The following is a 26686-nucleotide window of genomic DNA, read 5'->3' as shown; positions in this document are numbered from 1 at the left end:
CCGGAGAGCGCGAAAGCACATACTCTGGTTCCGTGAGCCCTATCCAGGTCCCAGACGCGCCCGTGGTCCTCTCGACGGCGTCGGTCTACCCGGAGAAGACCCCGGCGGCCTTCGAGATCGCCGCGAAACTGGGGTACGACGGGGTGGAGGTGCTCGTCTCCTCCGACCCGACCAGCCAGGACATCGACCTCCTGCGGCGTCTCTCGGACTATCACCAGATGCCCGTCACCGCGATCCACTCGCCCTGTCTCGTCCTGACCCAGCGGGTCTGGGGACGCGACCCCTGGGGCAAGCTCGTCCGGTCCAAGGAGATGGCGGAGGCCTTGGGCGCCAAGGCGATCGTGGTCCATCCCGCCTTCCGTTGGCAGCGCGAGTACGCCAAGGGGTTCGAGAACGGCATCGCCCGGATGCAGGACGAGACCGACGTGGTCTTCGCGGTCGAGAACATGTACCCGGTCCGGGTCCGCGATCGCGAGGTCGTCCCCTACGCGCCGAGCTGGAACCCCCTCGACCGGGACTATCCGGACGTCACACTCGACCTCTCGCACACCGCGATGTCCGGCTCCGACGCCATGGACATGGCCGCGAGACTGGGGGACCGTCTCTCCCACGTGCACGTCACGGACGGTTTCGGTGGCCAGAACCTGGACGAGCACCTCATCCCCGGGCGGGGCACCCAGCCCGTGGCCGAGCTCCTCGAACATCTGGCCGGGAACGGCTACGAGGGGCAGCTCGTCCTCGAGGTGAGCACGCGCAAGTCTCCCGACCGGCAGACCCGGATGCGGGAGCTGGCCGAGGCCCTGGCCTTCACCCGTCTGCACTTCGCCGGCCCGAAGGAGCCCGAACCGGCGCTGGGCCGTCGTGAACGCATCGCCCTGCTGAGGGATCGCCCCCAGCCTCCGCCACGACGGTTCTCCGTGGACCCGGGCGGGTCGGTCGACGACGAAGGGGACGCCGACGGGGGTCGCCCCTGAGCGAGGGGTGTCCACGGATCGGGACGATCCGCCCGGGCCGGGTGTCGGTGGCGGCTAGCGTGGAGGGATCCGCAGAGAGGACCTCTTCATGATCGCGATCATCGGCGCAGGAAAGATGGGCGAGGCGCTGCTCGCCGGGCTGTTGACCCGGGACCACGCCCCGAAGGACGTTCTGGTCACCGAGCCGCGCGAGGAGCACGCGGCGGAACTGCGCGAGCGCTACGGGGTCGAGACGGTCCCCGCCGCGGACGCGGTCGAACGCGCCGACACCCTCCTGCTGGCGCTCAAGCCTCAGGACATGCTCGCCCTGGTGGACGAGATCGCCCCGCTCCTGTCCGGGCGGAACCTGGTGATCTCGGTGGCGGCGGGGCTGACCACCGCCGTGTTGGAGAGCCACCTGCCCGCGGGGGTGCCCGTGGTGCGAGCGATGCCCAACACCCCCGCACTGATGGGGCAGGGGATGACCGCGGTGGCCGGGGGGGCGCACGCGGAGTCCGCGCACCTGGACCGGGCCGAGGAACTGCTGGGCACGGTCGGAGAGGTGATCCGGGTCGGCGAGCAGCACATGGACACGGTGACCGCCATCTCCGGCAGTGGGCCGGCCTACTTCTACTTCATCGCAGAGACCATGATCGAGGCCGGGGTCGCCATGGGCATGCCCCGCGCCACGGCGCAACGGTTGGTCGACCGGACCATCACCGGGGCGGCCGCGATGCTCGATGGGACCGGGGAGCACCCCGTGGTCCTGCGTGAGGCGGTCACCTCGCCGGGTGGTACCACCGCTGCGGCCCTGCGCGAGTTGGAGAGGCACGGGGTGCGGACCGCGTTCACCGACGCCATCGAGGCGGCCAGGGATCGCAGTCGGGCCCTCTCCGGCAACTGAACCCAGGTAAAGGTGACCCACATCACATAAAGTCTTCTGCCGGATGTGGTCTCCAGGTCACGGTCCCGGCGTCACACGGAGTGCATAAAGTCGGACAGGGTAGGCGGAATCCTCTGCCCCCTCCCACACGTGCCAGAACATCCTCCAACGATTCCGGGACCCCATGAGCAACCCTCACCCTCCATCGGACCCTTCCCGACCGCCCGGTCCGCCCGGGCCCGAAACCCCCCAGGGTGGCCCGGGCGGCCCCCGGAACCAGGGGCCGCCGCCGGGTGGTCCACCCTCTCCACCGGCTCAGGGCGGGACACCGCCCACCGGGTCTCCCATGAGCGGCCCCCCTCCACAGGGAGTTCGGCCCCCCGCCGGTCCGCCTCCGAGTGGAGCCCCCTCCGGTGGGCACCCTCCGGCGGGCCCGCCCCCGGGCACACCTCCCGTCGGAGGTCGGCCTCCGGGCGGCCCGCCGCAGGGCGGTCCGCCCCCCGGAGGTCCCGGGGGGCCGCCTTCCGGCGGACAGCCGCCGATGGGCCCGCCTCCCGCCGGCCGGCCGCCGATGGGAGCGCCCTCCGGCGGTATGAACGCCGGCGGCCCGCCTCCGGGCGGCCCGCCGCCGGGAGGCATGCCCCCCGGCGGGATGATGCCCCCGGGAGGACCGCCGCCCCTGCCCCCGCTCGGTCTGTTCAAGTCCGTCTCCGGCCGCCGGGCCGCCCTGCTCAATCTGTCCGGCGTCGGCGCGGGCTACTTCCACCTGCGCAACCACCTGTTCTTCGGGATCAATCTGGCGGTCACCATCGGGCTGCTGGTGACCGCCGCGCTGCTGGGCGCCGCCGACGACCTGCTCATGTGGGTCCCGATCCTGCTCGGCTGGGTACTGGTCACCGTCGTGCACGGTCTGTTCGCGGGGCGCGCGCACGACCGGCGCCTCATGGCGCGGGGTGAGAGCCCGACGGCCTCTCGCAGGCCGATGATCCTGGCGGCCTGTCTCGTCCTGGCGATGGCGGCCTCGCTCGTCGGCGTGTGGCAGACCGGCGAATGGCGGCTGCGTGTCGCCGACGCCGCCCACGCGAGCGGCGACTGCGACACCGCGATCGCCGGCTACAACTCGGTCGAGACCGCCTTCCAGCTCTCCATGTCCCCGAGCCTGATGGAGCGGTCCCGCGCCGGGGTGGAGGCCTGCGAGCTGCTGCGCCGCGCCCAGTCCGACGTGGCCAACGAGGACTACGACTACGCGTTGGAGTCCTACGGCGACTACTTCGCGCACCGCGCCTCCCGCTGGGAGGACACCGACGGCAGTGTCGCCGAGGTCCACCTCGACTACGCCGCCCAGCTGGCGGCCGAGGCCGACGAGCTCTACAGCGGCGAGGTGACCGAGGAGGTCGAGGCCACCTTCCGTCAGGCCCAGGAGACCTACACCTTCGTCGCCGAGGACTTCTCCGACACCCCCGCCGCCGCGGAGGTCCCCGCCGCGCTGGTCGACCTCTACGACCTCGCCACCGGCGACTACGCGGAGGAGAACTGGTGCGGGGCCTTCGGGCAGATCGGGATGTTCGACGATCTGACCTGGGATTCCGCCCCGGAGGTCGCCGAACGGATCGAGGAGGAGCGTCCCGACGCCGCCCTCAAGTGCGGTTGGGACCAGGTGGACGCCGACGCCTACGACGAGGCCGAGGAGACCGCCGACCTTCTCGCCGCCGAATACCCCGACCACGAGGCCGACGAGGTCGAGGATCTGGTGCGGAACATCGGCGCCGGTCGCGTCGAGGAGAAGATGGACCGCGCGACCCTCCTCGGAGAGAGCGACATCTCGGACTCTCCGCTGGAGACCGGGGGCGGAGACAAGGTCTCCATCCGGTACGTGAACCACACCGCCGAGGAGATGACCTTCCTCTACGTGGGTCCCGACGCGGTGCACGGCGAGGTCACCATCGATCCCTGCGCGGATTGCGACACGTCCTCGCCGCCCTCCTCCACCTCCTGCCTGAACGACGACAACGCCATGGATCTGAGCCTCGACCCGGGCGAGTACCGGATCCTGATCGGTGAGACCGACAACCTGTTGAGCCGTCCCCTGCACGGCACCTTCGAGATGAAGGCCGGGGAGACGTACGCGGACTGCTTCTACCGGGAGTAGTCCCTGACGGGAGCGTCCTCCCGACCCGCCGACCGGGGCCCGCGCGAGTGTTCGCGCGGGCCCCGGGGTTCTGTACAGGGGCGGGTTTGCGTACTGTGTGCTTCGAAGCACGCACACCTGGAACGGGGGTCACCACATGGGAGGGCGCACGTCCTGCTCGCTTCGGGTGGCATGGGACGAAGGACTCACCGCCTACGACTTCGGTCCCCAGCATCCGATGGCGCCGATCCGGGTCGAACTGACCATGGCGCTCAGCCGTTCGCTCGGCGTCTTCGACGGGCCCGGCGTGGACCTCTTGGACATCGAGCCGGCCTCGGACGAACTGCTCTCCCTGGTGCACGACCCCGCCTACATCAAGGCGGTCAAGCGCGCGGGCAGGACCCTGGAGCCCGACGACGCCCACATGCTCGGCACCGCCGACAACCCGGTCTTCCCCGACATGCACGACGCCGCCGCGCTGATCTCCGGAGCCTCCGTGGCCGCGGCCAAGGCCGTGTGGACCGGGCAGAGCGCCCACGCGGCCAATATTGCCGGCGGCCTCCACCACGCCATGCGCGGCAACGCCTGGGGGTTCTGCGTCTATAACGACCCGGCCCTGGCGATCGCGTGGTTGCTGGAGCAGGGTGCCAAGCGCATCGCGTACGTCGACATCGACGTGCACCACGGCGACGGTGTCCAGAACGCCTTCTACAACGACCCCAGGGTGCTCACCATCAGCCTCCACGAGTCCCCGGTGACGCTGTTCCCGGGGACCGGACAGGCGTCGGAGGTCGGTGGACCGGACGCGGAGGGGTACGCCGTCAACGTCGCCCTCCCGGCCGGTACCGGGGACACCGGCTGGCACCGTGCCTTCGAGGCGGTCGTTCCGCCGCTGCTGCACGAGTTCCAGCCCGAGATCCTCGTGACCCAACAGGGATGCGACACCCACGCGCTCGACCCGCTGGCCAACCTCACGCTCAGCGTGGACGGTCAGCGTCGGGCGTACGAGGAGCTGCACAAGCTCGCCCGCAAGACGGCGGGAGGCCGGTGGCTGCTGTTCGGTGGTGGCGGCTACGGGCTGGTCCACGTCGTGCCGCGTGCCTGGACCCATCTGTTGGGCGAGGCGGCCGGAGCCCCCATCGATCCCGATCGGGAGACCCCGCAGGAGTGGCGGGACTTCGTCCGCGAACGCACCGGGGAGCTCGCGCCGTTGTACATGACGGACGGACGCGAGGTCTCCTTCGCCCCCTTCGAGCGTGGATACGATCCGGGCGATCCCATCGACCGGGCCATCCACGCCACGCGCACCGCGATCTTCCCCAACCACGGCATCGACCCCAGCCTCTGAGAGGCCTTCCTCCCACCGTGGAGAAGGTGTTCCGACCTCCCGGATCACGCCACGGTGAAATCTCCGGGATCGCCGCGTGGAAGGCGCCCAGCGGGTAGGAAGGTGATGAATACCGGGCGAACGGGAATCGGCGCCGTGGTGGCCGCACGGCGCGTCACCGTCGGCGTCGCCCAGGAGAGGAAGGGGAACGCAGGTGACGCCGCCGACACGCGCCGAACTCATCACCTATCTGGTTCGCACGGGGATCGCGGGGCACGTCGACACCCCTCGACAGAACAACCTGCGCCACTATCGGAGGCTCGTCCAGAAGGACCCCTACCATCGGTTCGGTCTGACCTTCTCCCATGAGTGGACCTTCGAGGAGGTCCTCGCGCTGATGAACAAGCGCTGTGGTGTGGTGGGCGACGAGGAGTACGTGTGGGGGATCGACACGATCGATCCGGACCTGACCATCGACGCCTTGGAGGCGCTCGCGGACCGGATGGCCCTGGCCGCCGAGCGCGGGGAACGCGTCATGTTCGCCACCGGCCACCCGCGCAATCTTCGGGAGACGTACGGCGCCTGGAAGAACGCCCTGGCCGAGCGCGGCTGTCCGATCGTCACCGCGGCGGGCGGTTACTCCTATGAGGTGACCACGGAGCGACCGCCGAACCGGCGTGTGGTCGTCTGGCAGGACGATGTCGCCATGGTGACGGACGGCCATCTTCCGCGGCACAGTCACCATCCCTTCGCGATGCGGGCCATTCTCAACGAGCTCGGAGACCGGGGGGAGGCATGGCCGCAGTTGGTCATCGCCGATCACGGATTCGCGGGGGCCGCGGGGGAGATGGGCGTACCGACGATGGGTTTCGCCGACTGTAACGACCCGGCTCTCTTCCTCGCCGAACATGAGGGGAAACTACTGGTCACGGTGCCTCTCGATGACGGTTACCTGACCGAGGACTACGCTCCTCTGCGTGATTATGTACTCGCGAGAGCGGGGCTCCTCTGAGGGTGGGGGCACCTTTATACCCACCTTTAAACCTCATCCGACCCGTGCTCAACGTATATCCCCGAAGACAGCGAAAACCGACCTTCCCTAGACGGGAACTCGGCTCTACTCTGAAAACGGACGTGTCAGTAGTGACAGCAGGACACGGTGGCGTGGCGGTGGGACGGGCACGGAATCCGGGGCCTCCCATCGACTGGAAGGCACGCCAGAGCCGAAGGGTAGACAATTGCTCACGTCCGGGAATGAGGGCGTCGGAAGATGAACGGGAGTAAGCCGCCTCTCGAAGAGGTCAGGTTCCTGACCGTGGCGGAGGTCGCCACGATCATGCGAGTATCCAAGATGACCGTTTACCGAATGGTGCACTCGGGAGTTCTCCCCGCAATCCGTGTGGGGCGTTCCTACCGGGTTCCCGAACGGGCCGTGCACGACTACCTCCGTGAGGCTTTCGTCGAGGCCGGTTGATCGCGGACTCACGGGGTCCGGGCGTCGGGCGACATGTCCGGCGCCCGGACCACCGAGAACCCACGGGCGCGGTGTACCCCCACCACCGCCCCCGTGGGTGAACCACGTTCTCGCGAGGTGTTCCTCCAGGCCGGGTCGGACGACCCTTGCGCCGGGGCGCCGAAGTGTTCTCCAGGGTGTCTACTACACTTTGTCGTTGTTGTAGTCCGCCCTGTTCACACCCTGTTCGCGAGGTCCCCTCGATGCCCAGTACCAACGCAGGTACGCGGCGCCACCGTGCCGTGCCGCTCCTGTCGGCCGCCGTCCTGGCCACAGTCCTCGCCCTGACCGGCTGTGCCGGGGGGACCGAGATCCAGACCGGTGGTGAGGAGGATCGTTTCATTTCGGGGGATGGGAGTGCGACCGTCTTCGAGGCGGGGGATCGTGTTCCGGTTCCTGAGGTGGGTGGGACGACCTTCGAGGGTGATGAGTTGGCGTTGGCCGACTATGAGGGTCGGATCCTGGTGTTGAACGTGTGGGCGAGTTGGTGTGGTCCGTGTCGTGCGGAGCAGCCGGTATTGGACGAGGTGTTCGCCGAGTACGGGGGCCTGGGTGTGGATTTCCTGGGTGTGAACATCAAGGACAACGAGACGGCGGCGTTGGCCTACACCGAGAACAAGGGTGTGGAGTATCCGAGTCTGTACGACCAGCCGGGGGAGATTCCGCAGGCGTTTCGGGAGACGGTGCCGCCGCGGGCGATTCCGAGCACGTTGGTGATCTCTCCGGAGGGGGAGATCGCGGCTCGGGTGATCGGGCCGACGACGTACGGGCAGTTGACGGGGTTGTTGGATCCGTTGGTGGTGGAGTACGGGTTCGGGGATCCGCAGGAGCGGCCCCGCGTCTCCGAACAGGAGTCGGCCGAACCGGAGGACAGCGAGGAGGCGGATGACGCCGACGCCTCGGACGCTCCCCGGACCGAGGCCGACGGCTGATGGACACGATCGGTACGACCGTTCTGACCGGTTCCCTGTTGCTGGCGGCTCCGTTGGCCTTGTTGGCGGGGTTGGTGTCCTTCCTGTCCCCGTGCGTGCTGCCGTTGGTGCCGGGTTATCTGTCCTACGTCTCCGGGATGAGCGGCTCCCACGTACGCGAGCACCGGGAGAACCCCGGTGCCGGAGGCACGGCGACGGCCACGCTCTCCGACGTCGACGCGGAGTTGGCGCGGCGTCGGTGGACGATGGTGACCGGCAGCGTGCTGTTCATCGCGGGGTTCACGCTGGTCTTCGTGGCGGTCGGTGGTTTCATCGGCTGGCTGGGCGATCTGCTCATGGCCTACACCGACCCGATCACGCGGGTGCTGGGCCTGCTCACGATCGTGCTCGGGCTGGCGTTCATGGGTGTCATGCCCGGCTTCGGCCGCGAGTTCCGCTTCCACCGCCTGCCCCGCGCCGGCCTGGCCGGAGCCCCTCTGCTGGGGGTGTTGTTCGGGCTGGGCTGGACCCCGTGCATCGGCCCGACCCTGGCCGCGGTGCAGACCCTGGCCTTCGTCGAGGGCGGCGCCGGCCGGGGCATGTTCCTGTCCTTGATCTACTGCGTCGGTCTGGGGCTGCCCTTCGTGCTGGCCTCGTTGCTCTACCGGCGCGCGCTCAACGCCTTCGGATGGCTCAAGCGCCACACCCGCACGGTCACGGTGGTCGGCGGGGTCATGCTCGTCCTGGTCGGTCTGGCCATGGTGAGCGGACTGTGGACCGAGATGACCATCGGGATGCAGCGTTGGGCCGCCGACTTCCAGACGGTGATCTGACATGACCACGACCACATCCGAAACCTCGGAGAACGCCCCGTCCGGGAAGTGGTCCGAACCGGGCCCCAAGGGCATCGGCGTCCTGGGATGGGCGCGTTGGATCTGGCGCACGCTCACCTCGATGCGTACCGCGCTGATCCTGCTGTTCCTGCTCGCGGTGGGCGCCATCCCGGGTTCGTTCCTGCCGCAGAACGTGGTCAGCGTCGACCAGGTGGCCACCTACTACCAGGAGCACCCCGACCTGGCCCCGTGGCTGGACCGGTTCTACCTGTTCGACGTGTTCTCCTCGCCCTGGTACGGGGCGATCTACATGCTGCTGTTCGTGTCGTTGGCGGGCTGCGTGATCCCGCGGGCCCTGGTGCACGCCAAGGCGGTCCGGGCCCGGCCGGTGGCCACCCCGAGGAACCTGTCGCGGATGCCCTACGTGGCCCGCTTCTCCACCGACGCCTCGCCGGACACCGCCCTCGAACAGGCCCGCAAGGTGCTCAAGGGCTATCGGGTCGAACGCTACGAGAACTCGGTCTCGGGAGAGACCGGTTACCTGCGCGAGGCCGGCAACGTGCTGTTCCACTTCGCGCTGTTGGGCCTGCTGCTGGCCTTGGCGGCCGGGGCGTTCTTCGGCTACCGGGGCAACATGCTCATCGTGGAGGGCGACGGTTTCGCCAACACGCTGCCCTCCTACGACGCGATCTACCCCGGCCACTGGACCGACACCGACGATCTCGCCCCCTTCACCATCCACCTCGACCGGTTCGACGCCTCGTTCATCGAGGACGGGAACCTGCGCGGCCAGGCGGAGTCCTACGTCGCCGACCTCACCTACACGGAGGAACCCGGCGGAGAGGAGGGCACCCACAAGCTGGAGGTCAACCACCCGCTGACCGTCGACGGGGTGCAGGTCTACCTGCTGGGGCACGGCTACGCGCCGCAGTTCGAGGTGCGCAACGCCGACGGCGACCTGGTCTTCGACCAGGCCGTGCCCTTCCTGCACCGGGAGACCATGAGCTACATCTCCGACGGTGTCATCAAGGTCCCCGACACCGGGGGCGAGGAGCTCGGCTTCGTCGGGGTCTTCCTGCCCACCGCCATGGAGGACTCCGAAGGCGAACTCGTCTCCTCCTTCCCCGGGGCGGAGAACCCGATGGTCACCCTCAACGCCTACCAGGGCGACCTGGGCATGATCGACCCCCAGTCGGTCTACCAACTCCAGACCGAGGGGATGGAGAACATCGGCGAGTCGCCCGTCATGGCGGTCGGCGACACCTGGGAGCTGCCGGACGAGGCCGGGTCGATCACCTTCACCGGCGTCAAGGAGTACGCCACCTTGCAGAGCAACCGGGACGGGGCGCGCGTGCCGGCGCTGCTGGCCGCCTCCCTGGCCGTGGTCGGACTCCTGGTGACGCTGTTCGTGCGTCCCCGACGGGTCTGGGTCCGCGCCACCCCGGGCGAGGACGGCCGCACGCGCGTCGAACTGGCCGGACTCGGCAAGACCGAGGTGGCCGGCGACAACGCCGAGTTCCACGAGATCACCACCAGGCTCGCCGCACGACTCCGGAGCGAGTCCGACGGCGGCCCCGACACCCCATCCACAGAGACGACCACACAAGGGAGTGACCGGTGACGTACACACTCGCCGCACCGGTGAACGAGAGCATGGCGTCGCTGAGCGACACCCTGGTCATCGCGATGATCGTGACCTACGCCGCCGCGCTCTTCCTGTTCGCGATCGAGGCCGCCTACGGCAACCGCACCCGGCTGAAGGCCGGACGGCTCATGCCGGTCGGGGCGGGCACGGTGGAAGGCCGTGACGACGACATCGAGGTCAACGTCCGTACCGAGGAGAAGGAGGCCAAGGCCTCCCAGAACATCCTCGGCACGATCGCCCTCGGCGTCACCACCCTGGGCTTCCTCATGGGGGTCGCGCAGATCATCGCCCGAGGCGTGGCCGCCGGCCGTTGGCCCTGGGGCAACATGTTCGAGTTCATCGTCGCCCTGTGCCTGGTGGCGGTCGGCTCGCTGCTGTACGCCTCCTGGCGCTACCAGGCCCGCTTCCTCGGCGCCTTCGTGCTGGTGCCGGTGTTGATCCTGCTCGGTATCGGCGTGCGCTGGCTGTACGTCGACCCCGGTCCGCTGATCCCGGCCCTGCACTCCTACTGGGTGCCGATCCACGTCACCGCCACCATCATCGCCGGCGGCGCCTTCATGGTCTCCGGAGCCGCGGGCATCACCTACCTGGTCTCGCACCGGGCCGAGGCCAAGCGCGCCCTGGGGGAGAAGGTCGCCGGCATCGCCGGACGCCTGCCCAGCCCCGAGCTGCTCGACCGCATCTCGCACCGCTTCATCCTCTTCGCCTTCCCGCTGTGGACCTTCGGCATCATCGCCGGATCCATCTGGGCCGACGAGGCCTGGGGCCGCTTCTGGGGCTGGGACCCCAAGGAGGTCTGGTCCTTCATCTCCTGGGTCATCTACGCCGCCTACCTGCACGCCCGCGCCACCGGCGGCTGGCGCGGACCCAAGGCGACCTGGATCAACGTGATCGGCTTCCTCACGGTCATGTTCAACTTCTTCGCCGTGAACTACATGTTCAGCGGCCTGCACTCCTACGCCTGACCCGCGAGGGGAACGGCAGGACGACGGAGGGGGCGGTTCCGACCGGTGGGTCGGACCCGCCCCCTCCCCATGTCACCGTGGAGACGTCGATGGGGCCGCCCCCGTTCGGGAGCGGCCCCATCGTGTGTCATCGTGCGTCGAATCGGTCGAGACGCCTACTCGTCCGGGTCGATCCTGCGTCCGAGTCGTCGGAGGAACTCGGGGTCGTCGTCGGGGCCGAGCGGATGCGGGCTGTCCGAAGGCTTGGCGAAGTCCGACGGATCGAGATCGTCCACTGACACGGCCTGTGCCGGGGAGGGCGTGTCGCTCTGGACGGCGGCGGGCCGACGCGGCCGTCCCAGGAAGAGCCAGAGGATCGATCCGACGGGCATGAACAACGCGATGACGACCAGCCACAGGACCTTGGGAAGATTCCTGGCCTCCTGGGCAGGGGTGGTCAACGCGTCGAAGAACGCGTAAACCCACAGAACGATCGATACGAGCGTGATCAGGCCACCGAGCCACACCATGCTTCCAGCCTACTCTGGCTGTCGACTTCTCACAGCCGGGGTGTCGTCTCGGGGGTCGCGGGAAGACCACGCGCGATATCGGGCCGAGGGTCTCCGACGTTCGGTCGGTTCTTCAGGGAGTGCTTTCGCTGGGCTCGCCGAGGAGAAGGGCGCGCACCTCGGATTCCCGGAAGCGGCGGTGCCCACCGGGAGTACGAATGCTGCTGATCCGTCCGGAGGCGGCCCAGCGGGTGACGGTCTTGGGATCAACCCGGAAGAGTGAGGCCACTTCCCCGGGGGTCAACAGGCGTTCGCTTGCTCGTTCCACCTTCACATTCCCCCAATCGTGCCCGCCTTGAGTGTGGGGGCGGCGGGCGTTTGATCCCCTAGTGTGCACGAGTTGGTCCGTTTCCTCCCTAGTTTTCGGAGAAATAGCGAGGATCGGGGGATGAGGGAGTGATATGTGATCGGAACGTGATGTTCGGGTTCTCTTGTCGGGATTGGAAACATCCCATGAATATCCGAATCCGATGTGCCTCACGCCCCGGCCCCGCTGAGAGGGGACACACCCCTCCCTGGTGTCGGGTGCCCGACGACCGCCCTTAACCTGGAGGTCGAGAGCTGCCTGATGTGAGGCGCCGCCTCCACGTACGGGGTCGCCCGAACCGACGTCCACGTGGAAGTACGCGCGTGGACGGGCGTGTCGACCAATGTAGTCCAGGTAATCGTCTGTTGTGAGGCTTTTTGATGCGTAGCTGGCTGACCTATACCGCCGCCCGTCTGGCGCTCTTCGCCGCCGCCTTCGGGGTCGTCTACCTGTTCGGCGCGAGGTCCTGGATCGCCCTCATCCTGGCGTGGGTGCTCAGCGGCTTCGCCTCCTACGTGCTGCTCTCCAAGTGGCGCGACCAGATGTCGGCCTCCGTGGTCGACTGGTCGAACAAGCGACAGGACAAGGCCGTGGGCAACCGTCTGGTCGACGGCGCCGCCCGCGAGGACGAGGTCCAGGACGAGATCCTGCGCTCCCAGGAGCAGGGCGACGACGCCGTCGAGAAGAGCGAGCCCGCCGAGGGCACCAAGAAGTGACGAACGGGGTGGTGCCCGCCCCGCGGACCCACCCCGTCACGTTCCTCCCCCTCGTTCAGGGGAGGGGGAACATCCCCAGCCGCGCGTGGTACTCGCCGGCCAGCCGATCGGTGTCGCTGCCCACGTACAGCCCGTCCGAGGTCGCGTGCAGGGCCTCGACCCCGTGGCCTCGGGAACGGCCCGGGTTCCAGTCCAGGGCCCGTCCGGTCGTCGGATTCACCGCGCCGATCCCCTCGCGCTCCACCGAGCCCGGACCCGGGTTGGAGGCGCCCTTCTCGTTGTCCATCCAGCGCTGGTGCCCGCCGATGTAGACGGCGTCCGAGGTGATCTCGATCGAGTACAGCGAGTCGCCGCCGGTCTTGTTGACCCACGTGGGCTCCGCGTTCGGAGCGTCGTCGTTCTCGAACCTGGCCGCGGACTTGCACAGCCCCGGCTTGATCTCGGGCCCTCCGACCGTCACCACGCCGAAGTAGGAGCCGTCGGGCGAGAAGTCCATCTGGCGCAGATAGGTGTACATGGTCGGGTAGTCGCAGGGCTCCTCGTACGCCGAGGTCGACCAGGGGGAGACCCTTCCGGCCTCGGTGTCGATCATGGCGATCTGGTAGCGGTCCTCGCCGTCCACCTTGGTGAAGGTGCCGTTGATGACCAGCCGTCGACCGTCCGGACTCAGGGCCAGCTCTTGGACGCGCAGGCCGCCCCGCCGCTGGTCGGAGATGGTCGGCGTGAAGTCCGGGTCGACCCTCCCGGTGGCGGTGTCGACACGGGCCAGCCCCGCGCGCGATTCCCCGCTCACGGCGGTGAAGTTCCCGCCGAGGTAGAGGTCGGAGCCATCGGAGGCCAGCCGGTACAGGTTCCCGTCGTCCAGCGTGGCGTCGAACCCGCGGACGGTCCGTCCGGTGGCCAGGTCGATCCGCGCCACCCCTCGACGTGTCTCCCCGTTCACCCGCTCGAAGTCGCCGCCGACGATCACGGAGCCGTCGGGGCCCTCGGCCAACGAGGTGACCGTCCCGTCCACGGAGGGCCTGAAGCCGGCGAGCACCTCTCCACTCCCATGACGGAAGGCGAACAGGTGGGTCCGATCGTGGGTGCGACTCTCGTCGGACTCGGCGACCCGGGTGAACGTGCCGGCCACCACGACGGTGTCACCGATCCTCAGGATGTCCTTGATGGTGCCGTCCAACACGTGCGGGGTCCACTGGACGGGCCGCTCGTCGACCACGCCCACGTGGGGTGCGGCGGTCGCCGGGGCGGCGGTGGCCATCGCGAGGGGCAGCGCGAGCAGTGAGCTCATGGTGAGGGCGACGAACGATCGGGCCGGTTTCAAGGGACTCTCCTCGTGCGTGCGGGGAAGGGTATGAGGCCGGCTCATTATTGCACGAAGTAGTTGTCCGATTACGTGAGGTGACCAGGCCTTTCGCCTCCGGAACGCCCTCTTCCCGCGGTGAGGTACTCGATCTGGGAGGCCACCAGACTCGTCGCCCGCTCGCGCGGTACGTCGCGGGGGACCGGATACCACACGGCGCCGGAACCCTCGCTCAGCCGTGTGCCCTCCAGCGGGCCTCCACGCCCGTGCGACCCTTCGGCCCTCTCCCTCCCCACGGCGAAGCCCAAAGGCTCGGCCAGCCCATGCCAGCGCGGCGCGTAGGTGGCGTCCTCACGGCCTCGGGCCAGACGTACGTGCATCATCTCCAGCCCCTCCGCCACGGCGGCCACGGCCGCGGGCAGGGCGTGGTGAGGCACCGACTCCGCGTCCGGGTGGCCCAGGACCAGGGAGACCTGCTCGCGTACGATCCCCTCCTCCCAGGTCAGTCTCAGATCACCGGAGAAACGAGAGCCCCCCGCGCCCGTGCCGCGGAAGCGGAACAGGGAAGGGCGCGGTGCCCGATGCCGTGCGAGCCGTGCCATCCGCTCCCGGTTCCACGGGACCAGGGCCGGCTCGTACGGGCCCCACGCCATGGGCGCGGCTCCGGCCAGTCGCTCCGTCACCCGTTCGACCGACAGACCCGGATCGAACGCCTCCTTCGGCGCCCGCGTGGTGAAGTCCACCACGAGCTGACGGCCCGGGGGCGACTCGTCCAGAAAGCCTTCGGCGGGAGACACCGGGCCCTCGGAGTACGCCGGAACATGACCATGCTCGGGATGCGGACGCAGGGGCAGGCCGGTGAGGCCGTCGAAATGATCGCCCTCCTCGGTCCGTACCACCCATCGGGCCAGAGGAAGAGCCATCAGGGTGCGCAGAGCGTAGGTGAGCCGGGAGCGCGCCGGGGTCAGCAACTGGAAACCGTGCTCTTGAACGGCGGGGTCGGCGAGGACGTCGGAGATCCAGGAGGAGAACGGAACGACCGGCCGATCCTGGGCCACCACGACGGCCTTCCCGGCCGTGTACTCCACGGCGGGATGCTCCGTCTCCTCCCACACGCCGAAGTCGGCCGGCCCCGAGGTCCACACCGCGCCCCCGGAACTCAGCGCCAGACGATCGGCGACCCGGTGGGCGGCCTCCCGTCCGGCCTCGTCCGGACGTGCTCGGATTTCGGTCCACCAACACCGTTCGGGGAGCCCCGCGGCGAGGTCCGGATCCAGGAGCCGCTCCACCTCGCCCGGGGCCTCGATCAGTTGGGCCGGCTCCAGGGTGAGCAGGGTCCCGGAGGCATCGCGGAGCCGGAGGAGATGACCCCCGGCCAACGCGCGCACGCGTAGATCCCGTCCGGCGTCCTCCAGCGCACGTGTGAGAGTTCGCAGGTCGGGGTTGTCCGCGTGCAACGCCACCACGTCATAGCTCATTCTTCGCCCTTCACTTTGGTCGCTTCCTCGGATTCCTCAAGACAAGCATGCGAACCGGACAGGGAATTCTCGGATCCTCTCTGTCACCGAGCGTCGGTATAAGTAATGAGAAGCGCGGGCGAGGCCCGATGAGCATGGAAAGCAGATAGGAGAACCGTGAGGTTCGAGCTGGTTTCATCCCCCGACCGGCAGGAAGAGAGAGAAGAGGACCCCTATCGAGAGGCGGCCCGGCACGGCCGCTCCCTCGTTCCTGGAGATAGGACCAGAGCGGCACTGATGGCCGAACGGGCCGGTGCCCTGGGCGACAGGATCACCTCTCTCTCCCACTCCCTGAGAGTCTCCCTCGGACGCCTGGACGAGAACATCGCTCGTCATGAGAGAGAGCGAACCGAGAACGGTGCCGTGGAGCAGGCTCCCCCACCCGACAACTTCCGGGCCCACCTCTTCTCCGGTGGAGGCGACCGATGAGCGGTGGCTGGAGCATCGACACGGCCGGTGTGGGCGCCATCCTCCACAGCGTGATGGACCAGATGGGCGACGGTGGGGGCAGCGCCCTCGACGGCCACCTCACCACCCTCACCGAAGAGATCGCCAACGCGGCCATGGCGTCCATGAGCGGGCCCGTCGGCGCCGAACTCTACGGACTCCTCGAACACATCGGCGGCCTGTCCGAGGAGATGGTCGAACGGACCGGATCCGCCGTCGAAGGATGCGCTCAGGCCGTCGACGCCTACCTCGTCGGGGACGCGGAGATGGCCGCGGAGGCCCAGAGCAACGCCGGGACGTTCGAGGACCCGGACCTCTGACACCAGAGTCACCCACGAGACGGAAAGTCGTATGCCCCCCATCGACACCATCAGGCCATCGCACAACGAGACCGCCGGTCAGTCTCAGTTCGGCGTGGACCCCGACCCGGATCTCCTCGTCTATCCACCCGCGATCCCCCGTCCGACCACCCTGGTGGAGAACCTCCAGGCGGCCATCGATCTGATGAGGTCCTCGGCCGGCTCGGTCTCCGAGGGCGGCCAGGGCATCAAGAGCACCTGGGGAGGTCTCCAGGCCCACTACACGGCACCCGAGAGCGAGACCCTCTTCTCCTCGATGGACCGGGTCGCCGAGCGCGGAGACGACATCGAGAGCGACGTCTCCGCCGCCGTCACCGCCTTGGAGACCTTCGCCGAAGCGGCGCAGAGCGCCAAGGAGAGACTGGGCGCGATTCGGGACGAGGCCTGGGAGTTCCGGGAGGAGATGCAGGCCGAGGAGGCCTGGAACGAGAACCCGGCGAACACGCTGCGCAACCACATCATCAAGCTCCGGGCCAACAAGGCCTGGGGCGAGTACCAGGACGCCGAACGCGAGTGCGCGAGCTCCCTCTCGTCGATCAACGGTGGCGACAGCGTCTACGTGGCGGCGGGTGAGGCCCCTCCGGGCGAGAACGAGATCGTCTACGGCATCGACGCCGCGGACGTCCCCGACCCGAACTTCGACATGACCAGCCTCGGTGACTGGAAGCGGATACACGAGTTCGGCTGGAACTACCTGAGGGACGGGAACAAGCCCGCCGAGGTGGCCTGGGCGGCCGACTCCTACATGGCGACCTGGGACAACTTCGGCGGCGGGATGGTGTGGGGCCTCGGGGTCAACGCGGTCGCCTCCACCGGCCTGTGGCGGGAGGGCAGCGGCTGGGCCGGCAGCGCGAGCGAGGTCAGGGACAACGCCGGGGCACACCTGAAGGACACCATCAAGGGTTACGCGGCCCTCGCCGGCCTCTACGGCTCCTCCGGAAGTCTCATCGGTGAAGGCGACTTCACCATGGACACCTGGAAGAGCAACATGGGTGAATCCTGGAAGGAGGTCGCCCACGACCTGGTGCCGTGGCGGGAGTGGGACGATCGGCCCGCGTACACGGTCACCACCGCGGGCGGGAACCTGGCTCTCGCGGTCGTGGGGCTACCGGCCCGGGCCGGGATGTTGGGTTCCAAGCTCAGTACGGGGTCCCATCTGCCCGACGTCGACGCGGGGTCGAACGGAGCGAACGGGTCGAGCCCCGGCGGGCACGGTTCTCCCGGTGCGGCGGCGCGCCCGGGATTCAACCTGGCGGACACCTTCGACGCTCTTCGAACCGACGTCGATGGAACCGTCGAGCGCGTCGGGAGACGCCTGAACGAACTCACCGGGCGTCTCGGTGAACTCACCTCCAGGTGGTCCGCCCCCACGTCGGGGAGCCCGCACGGGCCCGTATCACCGTCGGCGGACGGAACCGGGACGACGGGCGCCAATGGGGGTTCGACCGGATCCGGGACGGGCGGAGACCTCCGTGACGACCGCGCTCCGGATCGGAACACCCCGACACGGAGAGCCGATGACGACTTCGAGGAGAGGTCGGTCCGGGAGCTCTCCGAGGAGATCGATCGGTATAGCGCGATGAACGCCGACGAACGTGCTCGCCTGCTCGAACGTGAAAGGGCGTTGGTCCTCTCCGGCGGCGGGGGTATGGAGATCCCCGGTCCGGACGGGCTCGGCCGTCGAGGAGGGGGACATGACTTCGGTCCTCGAGCCTTCTCCGATACCGAGAGGGGTGAGACCCGAACCCCTGCCCAGTCCCAAGAGGGACGGAGCGGGGGCGTCACGACCGTCCTGGACCGCGACGATGCGCGTTCCGAAGGTACGGGGACCCTCGGCCACGGCGGTACGGAGGCGGGGCCGTACCTCGGTGGAGGCGGTGGAGGGGGAGGTGATCGTCCCGACGGACCCTCCCCGAGTGGTGGGGACGACGGCCCCGGAGGGCCCGGGCCGAAGAACCTGGAGGAGTTCGAGCGGCACCGCTGGGGCGACAAGAACGACCCCAAAGCCGAGGAGGCCTTCTTCCGGGATGTCGAGTACCTGCTCAACAATGACGAGGCCCTCAGAAAGAAGTACTACAACAAAATCCTCTATCGAGTCAAAGAGGATATGAAGATCGGCCTGGAGGGCTGGCAGCTCCCCAAGGTTCACGTGGATCCGGAGAGTGGACATCGAACACCGCTGCGGCAACCGGAGTCTCCCACCTACTTCGGGGATAAGACCAGGGTCAGAATCGGTTCCTCCGACTTCTTCAAGGGGCCGGATGGAAAGCCGCTGACCGGTGACGAGCTCACCAGGCGGCAGAAGCTCAAGGACGACTTCGCCGGTATCGATCACTTCGCCCAGGACCGGAGGGACAAGCTCGACGAGGCGAGAAGACTGGAAAAGATCTACGAGCAGGAGGCGAAGAAGCACGGAAAATACGTGGAGAACGGAAACAACCACCCCGATGTGGAGAGGGCCTACCGGGAAAAGGCCGATGCGCAGCGCGATGCGACGGATGCTGCGGAGCTGTTGGGAGAAAAATCCGCGGACATCGGCGCTCGTTACGAGTTCGACGGGGAGCCCTTGCGGGACAAGAACGGCGAGGTCGTCATGCGGGAGGTTCGGGACTCCGAAGGAAAACCTGTCCGTGATGAGCATGGGAACGTCCGCAGGGAAGAGGTGCGGAAGCCGAACCTCGACGGTGCGACGTTGCTCGGCCAGGCTTCGGGGGCCCCGGGTAACGGTAACGGTCAATTCGACCTGATCTACGAGACCAAGGATGGCGAGATCGTCATCATCGAGGCGAAGGCCAGTACGAACACGAAGCTCGGAACGAGGGTCTATGCGCCGCCGCGGGGGCGCCCCAGGGATACCTATCAGGGGACGGCTGACTATATTCGCTCGATCCTCGATGCTATGGAAGGTCGCGGTGATAATTCTGTTCTTAGAGTCAATGATAATTCTCAGATTCCAGGAGTTGAAAAGAACGAGGGGGGCGTGGGTAGTCGCGTGAGTGAGGATGTTCTTGCTGACTATATTCGCGATAAAATGGAACAAGGTAAAGTTTCCTATGCGGTATTCAAGGGAAATCCTTCTGGTCGGGGCTCTGGTGGAGACGTGGCAGGCGGCTACGACTATCAGCTTTTTGATGTGAGGAGGTGAGTATGTATGTTGAGAGGCCTGAGATTGTTCGTCGGGTGTCCGAGTCGAAGATTAAATACAATGAAGATTGGTTGAAGGAAAGTGTCTCCGGTCTTGGTGATGGTGTCGGGGGTATGCATTGGCTCATAGATGGGTTTTTCGACAAGGCCTCGGAGTTTTTGGTGGTGGATCCGGGGGTTGTTGAGCGGCGGACGTGGGAGGCGTGGGTGTTGGCGATGCAGTATCAGCGTGCGTTCTTCCGTGTGTCGATGGCGGAGTCGGGGTCCCGTGTGGATTGTCTGGTCGATCATCGGGTGTGGAATCTTTCGAGTCGTCCTTTGATCTCTGCTTTCAATGCTGGTGACTGGCCGGGGGCGTTGTTCGAGGCGTGGACGTGTCGTGATTTTGATTATGCGCGGTTTTTGGCGGATGTTCCGGTGGAGGTGTTGCGGTGTGCGGGGGAGAGTCAGGGGACGCGTTTCATGCGGGACGCGTATGCGTGGGTGGAGGTGTTGCAGGCTTTTGTGAAGGGTGATCCGCGGGCGGGGGTGTTGTTGGAGGAGGCTCGTGAGTTGGCTGATCCGGGTCGGGCCTCTTTCGCGGCGGGTTATGCGGGGTTGATGGCGGTTCCGCAGATGGAGGTGTTGGGTCGGTTGATCGCCAGAGATGGGGATGGTTTCAACGAGGCGTTGGTGCGGGCGTTGGAGGCGTATCGGGAGTACACGGCGGCGGATCTGGCCAAGGGTGGGTTGAGTGGGATCGTGCCGTTGGAGTTGTTGGGGATGGCCTGTCTGGTCCGGGACGGTCGGGTCGAGGGTGTCTCCTTGGAGGTCGAGAGCGATTACTTTCCCGAGGGGATCCTCGATGGACGTTGGCTCGACGCCTCCCCCATTTGATCCTGCATTTTGCTTTCGGTTTGATGTTTGTTTGTCTTCATTGTGTGGAGTTGGAGGATGAGTATGCGTGTTGAGAGGCCTGAGATTGTTCGCAGGACTTCTGTGTCCAAGCTTTCTTATAATGAGAATTACATGAAGTCAAAGGCTTCCAAGCTTGATGATGGCGCTGGGGGGATGTTTCATTTCGTCAGTAGTATTCAGCTTAAGGCCTTGGATTTTCTTGTGGTGGATCCGGGGGTTGTTGAGCGGCGGACGTGGGAGGCGTGGGTGTTGGCGATGCAGTATCAGCGTGCGTTCTTTCGTGTGTCGATGGCGGAGTCGGATTCTCATGTGGAATGTCTGGTAGGTCATAAGGTTCGGAGATTGAAGAGTCATGCGTTGGTCTCCGCTTTTAATGCTTCTTCTTGGGCGGGGGCGTTGTTCGAGGCGTGGACGTGTCGTGATTTTGATTATGCGGGGTTCTTGGCGGATGTTCCGGTGGAGGTGTTGCGGCGTGCGGGGGAGAGTCAGGGGACGCGTTTCATGCGGGACGCGTATGCGTGGGTGGAGGTGTTGCAGGCTTTTGTGAAGGGTGATCCGCGGGCGGGGGTGTTGTTGGAGGAGGCTCGTGAGTTGGCTGATCCGGGTCGGGCCTCTTTCGCGGCGGGTTATGCGGGGTTGATGGCGGTTCCGCAGATGGAGGTGTTGGGTCGGTTGATCGCCAGAGATGGGGATGGTTTCAACGAGGCGTTGGTGCGGGCGTTGGAGGCGTATCGGGAGTACACGGCGGCGGATCTGGCCAAGGGTGGGTTGAGTGGGATCGTGCCGTTGGAGTTGTTGGGGATGGCCTGTCTGGTCCGGGACGGTCGGGTCGAGGGTGTCTCCTTGGAGGTCGAGAGCGATTACTTTCCCGAGGGGATCCTCGATGGGCGATGGCTCGACGCCTTCCCCGTCTGACCCGGGTTCCGAACACCCACGATCGAAGCAAGGAGTGAGGTCATGGTCTTCGTCCCTCGGACATCGTCGGTCCCGGTCGTGGTCGACGAGGAGAAGGTGAGGGCGTTGGAGGAGGTGAGGATCCGCTACGCCCGGCTCCTCGAAGAGGCGCCGGCCGAGGCCGCCCGATGGCTCACCGACGTGTACGACCTGGCGCGGAAGGCGTTGGCGGCCGATCCCGAGTGCACGTTGGTGGAGACCTGGGAGACCTGGACGTTCGCCGCGCAGTACCATCACGCCGTCATCGCCGCGGTCACGGTGCCCCGAGGTTCCGAGGTCCGGTGGACCGTGGAGCACGAGGAGCGTGTCCTGGTCTCTCCCGGCCCCCTGGTCGTCGCGGATCGACACGTCTGGCTGAGGACCTTCCTCATGGCGCTGGTCTGCCGGGACGAGAAGAGGGTCCGTCATCTGGCGGGTATCGATGTGGGGAGGATGCCACTGTCGGGTGAGGCCCGCTATCCCGGTTACCTCCTTCCTTGGATCGACGCTCTGCGGGCGCTCATCGAGGAGGACGACCGGATGGTCCCGTGCCTGCGCAAGGCCATGGAACTGTCGGACTCCCGCCGGGTCGCCTCGCCCGAGATCGCGCGCGAGTTGGACCTTCTGGCCTTTCCGGAGCTGGATCTGTTCCGGGCGTTCCTGGGAGGAGACCCGGACGACTTCGAGAGGACCCTGGTCCGCGGCCTGGAGGCGTTCGACGACTTCCACGCACGGGCGGGGGAGGGCGCCGGGCCCGGAACGTTCCCGCTCGGGCTGCTCGCTCTGGCGTCCCTGGCCCTCGACCGCGCGCGGCACGAGTCGGACTATCGGATGGACGTGCGCTCGGACCATCTGCCCCGGGTTCTGCTGGAGGGCTTCTGGTTCGGTGAGTTCCCGGTCTGAGGTGAGGGCGGGACGGGGTGCCGGTCCGGCCCCCTTAGGCTGGTGCCATGACCCGCGCGAAGCTCGATAAGAAGCCTCAGGACGTCGCCGCGATGTTCGATGGCATCGCAGAGAACTACGACCTCGTCAACGACGTCATCTCGCTCGGCCAGGACCGCGTCTGGCGGCGCGCCGTGGTCGACGCGGTCGACGCCCACAGCGGTGAGCTGGTCCTGGACCTGGCCGCGGGGACCGGCACCTCCTCGGAGTCCTTCATCAAGAAGGGCGCCCGCGTCATCGCCTGCGACTTCTCGCTCGGCATGCTCGGCAAGGGCGCCGACCGTCGGGGCGGCGCCTCGCGCGGCGGGGTGACCTTCGTGGCCGGGGACGCCCTCTCCCTGCCCTTCGCGGACGAGACCTTCGACGCGGTGACGATCTCCTTCGGCCTGCGCAACGTCGCCGACGTGGACCAGGCACTGCGGGAACTGTTCCGGGTGACCAAGGTCGGCGGCCGTCTGGTGATCTGCGAGTTCAGCCACATCCCGGTGGAGTTCGTCGACAGGCTCTACTCGACGTACCTGATGGCGGCCCTGCCGAGGATCGCGGGCGCCTTCTCCGGTCGGAGCGAGGCCTACGACTACCTGTCGGAGTCGATCATGGCCTGGCCGAACCAGGCCGAGCTGTCGACCCACCTCCAGGGCGCGGGCTGGTCGCGGGTCGCGTGGCGGAACCTGACGCTCGGCACGGTGGCTCTCCACCGTGGCTTCCGAGAGAAGTAAAATCCGACATAGTGCGCAATAGTACGCAGTCGGTTTCATTCTTCCCTTAAAGTCTTAAAGCTCTCGGAGCCCCAAGGAATCCTTGTTCCTTGGGGCTTCTTGTGTTGTTCTCGGGGGTGCTGCTGTCGTGAGCTGCGCTTTCGGTGACTCATGGTGACTTCGGGTGTGGCTTCGGAGGTTATGGGCGCTATATCCGATTTACCGAAGAATGCCCCCCGGGGGTCGCCTCTTCGCGTCCAAGGGTCTAGACTTCGGGAAAGTGGTTTGTGAAGTGCTTCACAAGCACACGAGTCGCATGACACAAGGCCCATGTCGGATATGTCGGAAGTCCCAAACCGACCCACAACACCCCCCGTGAGCGGGTCGACCCCGCACTGGCCCGCCACGGTAGGACCGCGCGAGTAGTCGAGGACCCACCCGTGAGCGAGACAGCCACCTCCTCTCCCAGAGGCCGAGAGAGGGTCGAGTACGACGCCGACGTCATCGTCGTCGGCGCCGGACCCTCCGGTTCCACCACCGCCTACTACCTGGCCCAGGCGGGCCTGGACGTTCTCCTGCTGGAGAAGACCTCCTTCCCTCGGGAGAAGGTCTGTGGAGACGGATTGACCCCTCGGGCGGTGAAGCAGCTCACCGCGATGGGCGTCACCTTCGAGGACGAGGGCTGGATCAAGAACCACGGCCTGCGCATCGTCGGAGCCGGGGTCCGCCTCGAACTCCCCTGGCCCGAACTGGCCGCCTACCCGGGTTACGGCCTCGTGCGCACCCGGTACGACTTCGACCAGATCCTGGTCGAGCGGGCCAAGGGCGCCGGGGCCAAGCTCCTGGAGCGCACCAACGTCACCGGACCCCTCATGGACGAGCGCAGCAACCGCATCGTCGGGGTCCAGGCCAAGAACGCCGACCGCGAACCCGTGACCTTCCGGGCGCCGCTGGTCGTGGCGGCCGACGGCAACTCCTCCCGCCTGTCCGTCGCCATGGGGATCCGCAAGCGCGACGACCGCCCCTTGGGCGTGGCCGTGCGCACCTACTTCGAGAGTCCCCGGCACGACGACGACTACCTGGAGTCCTGGCTGGAGCTGTGGGATCGCAGCGGTGACAAGGACGTCCTCCTGCCCGGCTACGGCTGGGTCTTCGGTGTCGGCGACGGCACCAGCAACGTCGGCCTGGGCATCCTCAACTCCACCTCCTCCTTCCAGGACGTGGACTACCGCAAGCTTCTGCGCAGGTGGACCGACTCGATGCCGGAGGAGTGGGGCTTCACCGAGGAGAACCAGAAGGGCGGCATCCGCGGCGCGGCGCTCCCGATGGGCTTCAACCGGGTTCCGCACTACTCGCGCGGACTGATGCTGGTCGGCGACGCGGGCGGCATGGTCAACCCCTTCAACGGGGAGGGCATCGCCTACGCGATGGAGGCCGGTCAGATCGCGGCCGACGTGATCGTGCAGGCGCACGGCCGGACCACCCAGCAGACCAGGGAGCGCGCGCTGCTGCGCTACCCGGACGTCCTCGCCGACACCTACGGCGGCTACTACACCCTGGGTCGCTACTTCGTGAAGGTCATCGGCCAGCCCGAGTTCATGAAGTACGCGACCAAGTACGGGCTCCGCCGGCGCACCCTCATGAAGTTCGTGCTGAAGATGCTCGCCAATCTCACCGAACCGAGCAAGGGCGACGCCATGGACCGGGTCATCAACGGGTTGAGCCGTATGGCGCCCGCGGCCTGATCGACGCCCGAAAAGAAGAAGAAACCGCCATGAGCCGAAGTGTTCGCTGTCGGCGCTGAAAAGCGACGAATCGGGCAAACGGAACGGCGAGTCGAAAATACCGTGCGGTGGAGATCCCTTCGGCGTCCCGAAAGGGTCTTCGCCGCAACCACAAGGAATTCGGGACAAGCACGTGAAACCGTTCACAAGACTGTCGGTCGCGCAGCCCGACGGGTCGTTCAGCGGAGGAGGGTGAGCCGTGGAGTTGTACACACCGATACTCGTGCTCGGCGGAATCGGCGCCGCCTTCGTCGTCGTGTCGATGGTCGTCGGCGCCGTGGTCGGGCCCAAGCGTTACAACCGCGCCAAGATGCAGGCCTACGAGTGCGGTATCGAGCCCACACCGCAGCCCGCGGGCGGCGGGCGTTTCACCGTCAAGTACTACATGACGGCCATGATGTTCATCGTCTTCGACATCGAGATCATCTTCCTCATCCCGTGGGCGATCCACTTCGACGCCCTCGGATGGTTCGGCCTGATCGCGATCATCCTCTTCCTGGTGAACGTCTCCATCGCCTACGCCTACGAATGGCGCCGAGGAGGCCTCGAATGGGACTGACCCGCACGCCCCGCCCCCAGGCAACACAGACACGGCAGTCCGGCCCGGAGGAGGTCCGAAGCTGATGGGACTCGAAGAGAAACTACCCGCAGGGGTCGCGCTCACCACGGTCGAACAGGTCGTCGGCCTGGCGCGCAAGACCTCCATGTGGCCCGCCACGTTCGGTCTGGCCTGCTGCGCCATCGAGATGATGGCGGTCGGCGGCCCCCACTACGACCTCGCCCGGTTCGGCATGGAGAAGTTCGGGGCCACCCCGCGCCAGGCCGACCTGATGGTCGTCGCCGGACGCGTGAGCCAGAAGATGGCCCCCGTCCTGCGCCAGATCTACGACCAGATGCCCGAACCCAAGTGGGTCATCGCGATGGGCGTCTGCGCCTCCAGCGGCGGCATGTTCAACAACTACGCGATCGTCCAGGGAGTGGACCACATCGTCCCTGTCGACATCTACCTGCCGGGCTGTCCGCCCAGGCCGGAGATGTTCCTGGACGCCGTGCTCAAGCTCCACGACAAGGTGCAGAACACCAAGCTCGGTGCCCACCGCGAGCAGGAGATCACCGAGACCGAGGAGCGCATGCTCCGCCGTTCCCTGCCCCTGGTGACCAAGGACTGACATGAGCAACGAGAACGAGCGCGAGCGCGACGAGGCGGCGGCGAACCTGCCGGACCAGCGCGGACGTGAACGCCTGGCCGCGCCGATCAGGCGTACCGGCATGTTCGGCGCCGGGACCACGGGCGACACCTCCGGCTTCGGCGGTCTCCAGGTCAGGGGGAGCGCTCCCGTCCGGAGCCAGCGCCCCTTCACCGACCCCGACGACCCCCGTACGGCCGACTTCGACCGGGTCGCGGACGACCTGGAGGCGGCGCTGAACGCCCTGGAGCGGGCGGACGACGTCGAACGTGTCGAGGTGGACCGGGGGGAGATCACCTTCCACGTGCGCCGCGAGGGGCTCCTGGAGTTGGCCCGCGTCCTGCGCGACGACCCGGCCCTGCGCTACGAACTGTGCACCGGCGTCGTCGGCGTGCACTTCCCCGAGCAGACCGGGCGCGAACTGCACGCGGTCTACCACTTCCGGTCGATCACCCACAACAGCGAGATCCGGGTCGAGACGACCTGTCCCGACGCCGACCCGCACCTGCCGTCGATCGTCTCGGTCTACCCGACCAACGACTGGCACGAGCGCGAGGCCTGGGACTTCTTCGGGATGGTCTTCGACGGCCACCCCGCGCTGACCCGTATCCAGATGCCCGACGACTGGCACGGCCACCCGCAGCGCAAGGACTACCCGCTGGGCGGCATCCCCGTCGAGTACCGGGGCGCCACCGTGCCCCCGCCGGACGAGCGGCGGTCCTACAAGTGACCCGCACGGACACCGC

Annotated in this window: 26 protein-coding genes; 22 read left to right on the top strand and 4 right to left on the bottom strand. The window is 67.2% G+C overall.

Annotated features, from left to right (window positions below; genetic code table 11):
* The first annotated feature begins 32 nt into the window (after positions 1-32).
* The 10 genes from TR33_RS06830 to ccsB all read left to right on the top strand — a co-directional run bounded on the left by TR33_RS06830 (position 33) and on the right by ccsB (position 11158).
* Positions 33-974 carry a sugar phosphate isomerase/epimerase family protein gene (locus tag TR33_RS06830; protein WP_026125016.1) on the top strand — a complete coding sequence of 314 codons (942 nt, stop codon included), beginning with the start codon at positions 33-35 and terminating at the stop codon, positions 972-974.
* Positions 975-1062: 88 nt separating this feature from the next.
* Complete coding sequence (gene proC, locus TR33_RS06825) at positions 1063-1857, top strand: pyrroline-5-carboxylate reductase (RefSeq protein WP_014912131.1); 795 nt, start codon at positions 1063-1065, stop codon at positions 1855-1857.
* 631 nt (positions 1858-2488) lie between these two features.
* Positions 2489-3985, top strand: coding sequence for a hypothetical protein (locus TR33_RS06820; protein ID WP_017534642.1), 1497 nt, complete (start codon positions 2489-2491; stop codon positions 3983-3985).
* Between the two features lie 166 nt (positions 3986-4151).
* A complete protein-coding gene (locus tag TR33_RS06815; RefSeq protein ID WP_017534643.1) occupies positions 4152-5312 on the top strand; it encodes an acetoin utilization protein AcuC in 1161 nt (386 codons plus the stop codon).
* Positions 5313-5505: 193 nt separating this feature from the next.
* On the top strand, positions 5506-6303 hold the full coding sequence (locus TR33_RS06810) for a phosphatase (protein ID WP_014911628.1): 798 nt from the start codon (positions 5506-5508) through the stop codon (positions 6301-6303).
* Positions 6304-6561: 258 nt separating this feature from the next.
* Positions 6562-6765, top strand: a complete 204-nt coding sequence (locus tag TR33_RS06805; protein ID WP_013155995.1) for a helix-turn-helix domain-containing protein — start codon at positions 6562-6564, stop codon at positions 6763-6765.
* A 242-nt stretch (positions 6766-7007) separates the two neighbouring features.
* Positions 7008-7736 (top strand): TlpA family protein disulfide reductase, encoded by a 729-nt coding sequence (locus tag TR33_RS06800; protein WP_394296996.1) that lies wholly within the window; start codon positions 7008-7010, stop codon positions 7734-7736.
* A complete protein-coding gene (locus TR33_RS06795; RefSeq protein ID WP_042282202.1) occupies positions 7736-8548 on the top strand; it encodes a cytochrome c biogenesis CcdA family protein in 813 nt (270 codons plus the stop codon). Before TR33_RS06800 ends, TR33_RS06795 begins: the two co-directional genes overlap by 1 nt.
* Position 8549: 1 nt before the next feature.
* Positions 8550-10169, top strand: coding sequence for a cytochrome c biogenesis protein ResB (gene resB / locus TR33_RS06790; protein ID WP_042282201.1), 1620 nt, complete (start codon positions 8550-8552; stop codon positions 10167-10169).
* A complete protein-coding gene (ccsB, locus tag TR33_RS06785) occupies positions 10166-11158 on the top strand; it encodes a c-type cytochrome biogenesis protein CcsB (RefSeq protein WP_042282199.1) in 993 nt (330 codons plus the stop codon). Before resB ends, ccsB begins: the two co-directional genes overlap by 4 nt.
* A gap of 155 nt (positions 11159-11313) precedes the next feature.
* Here ccsB and TR33_RS06780 read toward each other — a convergent pair whose 3' ends face one another.
* On the bottom strand, positions 11314-11667 hold the full coding sequence (locus tag TR33_RS06780; protein WP_017535951.1) for a PLD nuclease N-terminal domain-containing protein: 354 nt from the start codon (positions 11665-11667) through the stop codon (positions 11314-11316).
* Positions 11668-11779: 112 nt separating this feature from the next.
* Entirely contained in the window at positions 11780-11980 is a 201-nt protein-coding gene (locus TR33_RS25920; RefSeq protein WP_017535950.1) for a BldC family transcriptional regulator, read from the bottom strand.
* 413 nt (positions 11981-12393) lie between these two features.
* On the opposite strand from TR33_RS25920, the gene TR33_RS06770 reads away from it, so the two are divergent.
* Complete coding sequence (locus TR33_RS06770; RefSeq protein WP_017535949.1) at positions 12394-12729, top strand: DUF4229 domain-containing protein; 336 nt, start codon at positions 12394-12396, stop codon at positions 12727-12729.
* Positions 12730-12784: 55 nt separating this feature from the next.
* On the opposite strand, the gene TR33_RS06765 is transcribed toward TR33_RS06770, so the two are convergent.
* Both TR33_RS06765 and TR33_RS06760 read right to left on the bottom strand, forming a co-directional pair.
* Positions 12785-14053: a delta-60 repeat domain-containing protein gene (locus tag TR33_RS06765; protein WP_042282198.1), complete on the bottom strand. Its 1269-nt coding sequence runs from the start codon at positions 14051-14053 to the stop codon at positions 12785-12787.
* Between the two features lie 68 nt (positions 14054-14121).
* Positions 14122-15510, bottom strand: coding sequence for a DUF6177 family protein (locus TR33_RS06760; protein WP_042282197.1), 1389 nt, complete (start codon positions 15508-15510; stop codon positions 14122-14124).
* Positions 15511-15786: 276 nt separating this feature from the next.
* Between TR33_RS06760 and TR33_RS06755 the strand changes: the two genes are divergently transcribed.
* From TR33_RS06755 to TR33_RS06705, 11 genes are all read left to right on the top strand, one after another.
* Positions 15787-15978 (top strand): hypothetical protein, encoded by a 192-nt coding sequence (locus TR33_RS06755; RefSeq protein ID WP_042282196.1) that lies wholly within the window; start codon positions 15787-15789, stop codon positions 15976-15978.
* Entirely contained in the window at positions 15975-16316 is a 342-nt protein-coding gene (locus tag TR33_RS06750; protein WP_042282195.1) for a DUF6507 family protein, read from the top strand. Before TR33_RS06755 ends, TR33_RS06750 begins: the two co-directional genes overlap by 4 nt.
* Positions 16317-16410: 94 nt before the next feature.
* On the top strand, positions 16411-19500 hold the full coding sequence (locus TR33_RS06745) for a hypothetical protein (protein WP_234305768.1): 3090 nt from the start codon (positions 16411-16413) through the stop codon (positions 19498-19500).
* A 35-nt stretch (positions 19501-19535) separates the two neighbouring features.
* Entirely contained in the window at positions 19536-20375 is an 840-nt protein-coding gene (locus TR33_RS06740) for an immunity 49 family protein (protein ID WP_159068777.1), read from the top strand.
* 102 nt (positions 20376-20477) lie between these two features.
* Positions 20478-21311, top strand: coding sequence for an immunity 49 family protein (locus TR33_RS25680; RefSeq protein WP_159068776.1), 834 nt, complete (start codon positions 20478-20480; stop codon positions 21309-21311).
* A gap of 42 nt (positions 21312-21353) precedes the next feature.
* Positions 21354-22232: an immunity 49 family protein gene (locus TR33_RS06730; RefSeq protein WP_042282191.1), complete on the top strand. Its 879-nt coding sequence runs from the start codon at positions 21354-21356 to the stop codon at positions 22230-22232.
* Positions 22233-22279: 47 nt separating this feature from the next.
* Entirely contained in the window at positions 22280-22990 is a 711-nt protein-coding gene (locus tag TR33_RS06725; protein WP_014910179.1) for a demethylmenaquinone methyltransferase, read from the top strand.
* Positions 22991-23409: 419 nt separating this feature from the next.
* A complete protein-coding gene (locus TR33_RS06720; RefSeq protein WP_017535938.1) occupies positions 23410-24714 on the top strand; it encodes a geranylgeranyl reductase family protein in 1305 nt (434 codons plus the stop codon).
* A gap of 238 nt (positions 24715-24952) precedes the next feature.
* Positions 24953-25312 (top strand): NADH-quinone oxidoreductase subunit A, encoded by a 360-nt coding sequence (locus TR33_RS06715; protein WP_014912518.1) that lies wholly within the window; start codon positions 24953-24955, stop codon positions 25310-25312.
* 64 nt (positions 25313-25376) lie between these two features.
* On the top strand, positions 25377-25922 hold the full coding sequence (locus TR33_RS06710; RefSeq protein ID WP_014912745.1) for a NuoB/complex I 20 kDa subunit family protein: 546 nt from the start codon (positions 25377-25379) through the stop codon (positions 25920-25922).
* 1 nt (position 25923) lies between these two features.
* Positions 25924-26670, top strand: a complete 747-nt coding sequence (locus TR33_RS06705; RefSeq protein WP_017535937.1) for an NADH-quinone oxidoreductase subunit C — start codon at positions 25924-25926, stop codon at positions 26668-26670.
* The last annotated feature ends 16 nt before the right edge of the window (positions 26671-26686 follow it).

The sequence above is a fragment of the Nocardiopsis alba genome (genome assembly GCF_000710955.1).
In the GTDB taxonomy this organism is placed as follows: Bacteria; Actinomycetota; Actinomycetes; order Streptosporangiales; family Streptosporangiaceae; genus Nocardiopsis; species Nocardiopsis alba.
The sequence above is the reverse complement of the archived record's forward strand: the minus strand, read 5'-3'. Positions and strand labels throughout refer to the sequence as shown.

What these genes read in the sequence shown, in the direction of transcription:
- proC (WP_014912131.1), top strand. Translation starts at nt 1,063, where the DNA reads ATGATCGCGATCATCGGCGCAGGAAAGATGGGCGAGGCGCTGCTCGCC.
- TR33_RS06820 (WP_017534642.1), top strand. Translation starts at nt 2,489, where the DNA reads ATGATGCCCCCGGGAGGACCGCCGCCCCTGCCCCCGCTCGGTCTGTTC.
- TR33_RS06805 (WP_013155995.1), top strand. Translation starts at nt 6,562, where the DNA reads ATGAACGGGAGTAAGCCGCCTCTCGAAGAGGTCAGGTTCCTGACCGTG.
- TR33_RS06800 (WP_394296996.1), top strand. Translation starts at nt 7,008, where the DNA reads ATGCCCAGTACCAACGCAGGTACGCGGCGCCACCGTGCCGTGCCGCTC.
- TR33_RS06795 (WP_042282202.1), top strand. Translation starts at nt 7,736, where the DNA reads ATGGACACGATCGGTACGACCGTTCTGACCGGTTCCCTGTTGCTGGCG.
- resB (WP_042282201.1), top strand. Translation starts at nt 8,550, where the DNA reads ATGACCACGACCACATCCGAAACCTCGGAGAACGCCCCGTCCGGGAAG.
- TR33_RS06780 (WP_017535951.1), bottom strand. Translation starts at nt 11,667, where the DNA reads ATGGTGTGGCTCGGTGGCCTGATCACGCTCGTATCGATCGTTCTGTGG.
- TR33_RS06770 (WP_017535949.1), top strand. Translation starts at nt 12,394, where the DNA reads ATGCGTAGCTGGCTGACCTATACCGCCGCCCGTCTGGCGCTCTTCGCC.
- TR33_RS06760 (WP_042282197.1), bottom strand. Translation starts at nt 15,510, where the DNA reads ATGAGCTATGACGTGGTGGCGTTGCACGCGGACAACCCCGACCTGCGA.
- TR33_RS06755 (WP_042282196.1), top strand. Translation starts at nt 15,787, where the DNA reads ATGGCCGAACGGGCCGGTGCCCTGGGCGACAGGATCACCTCTCTCTCC.
- TR33_RS06750 (WP_042282195.1), top strand. Translation starts at nt 15,975, where the DNA reads ATGAGCGGTGGCTGGAGCATCGACACGGCCGGTGTGGGCGCCATCCTC.
- TR33_RS06730 (WP_042282191.1), top strand. Translation starts at nt 21,354, where the DNA reads ATGGTCTTCGTCCCTCGGACATCGTCGGTCCCGGTCGTGGTCGACGAG.
- TR33_RS06725 (WP_014910179.1), top strand. Translation starts at nt 22,280, where the DNA reads ATGACCCGCGCGAAGCTCGATAAGAAGCCTCAGGACGTCGCCGCGATG.
- TR33_RS06710 (WP_014912745.1), top strand. Translation starts at nt 25,377, where the DNA reads ATGGGACTCGAAGAGAAACTACCCGCAGGGGTCGCGCTCACCACGGTC.
- TR33_RS06705 (WP_017535937.1), top strand. Translation starts at nt 25,924, where the DNA reads ATGAGCAACGAGAACGAGCGCGAGCGCGACGAGGCGGCGGCGAACCTG.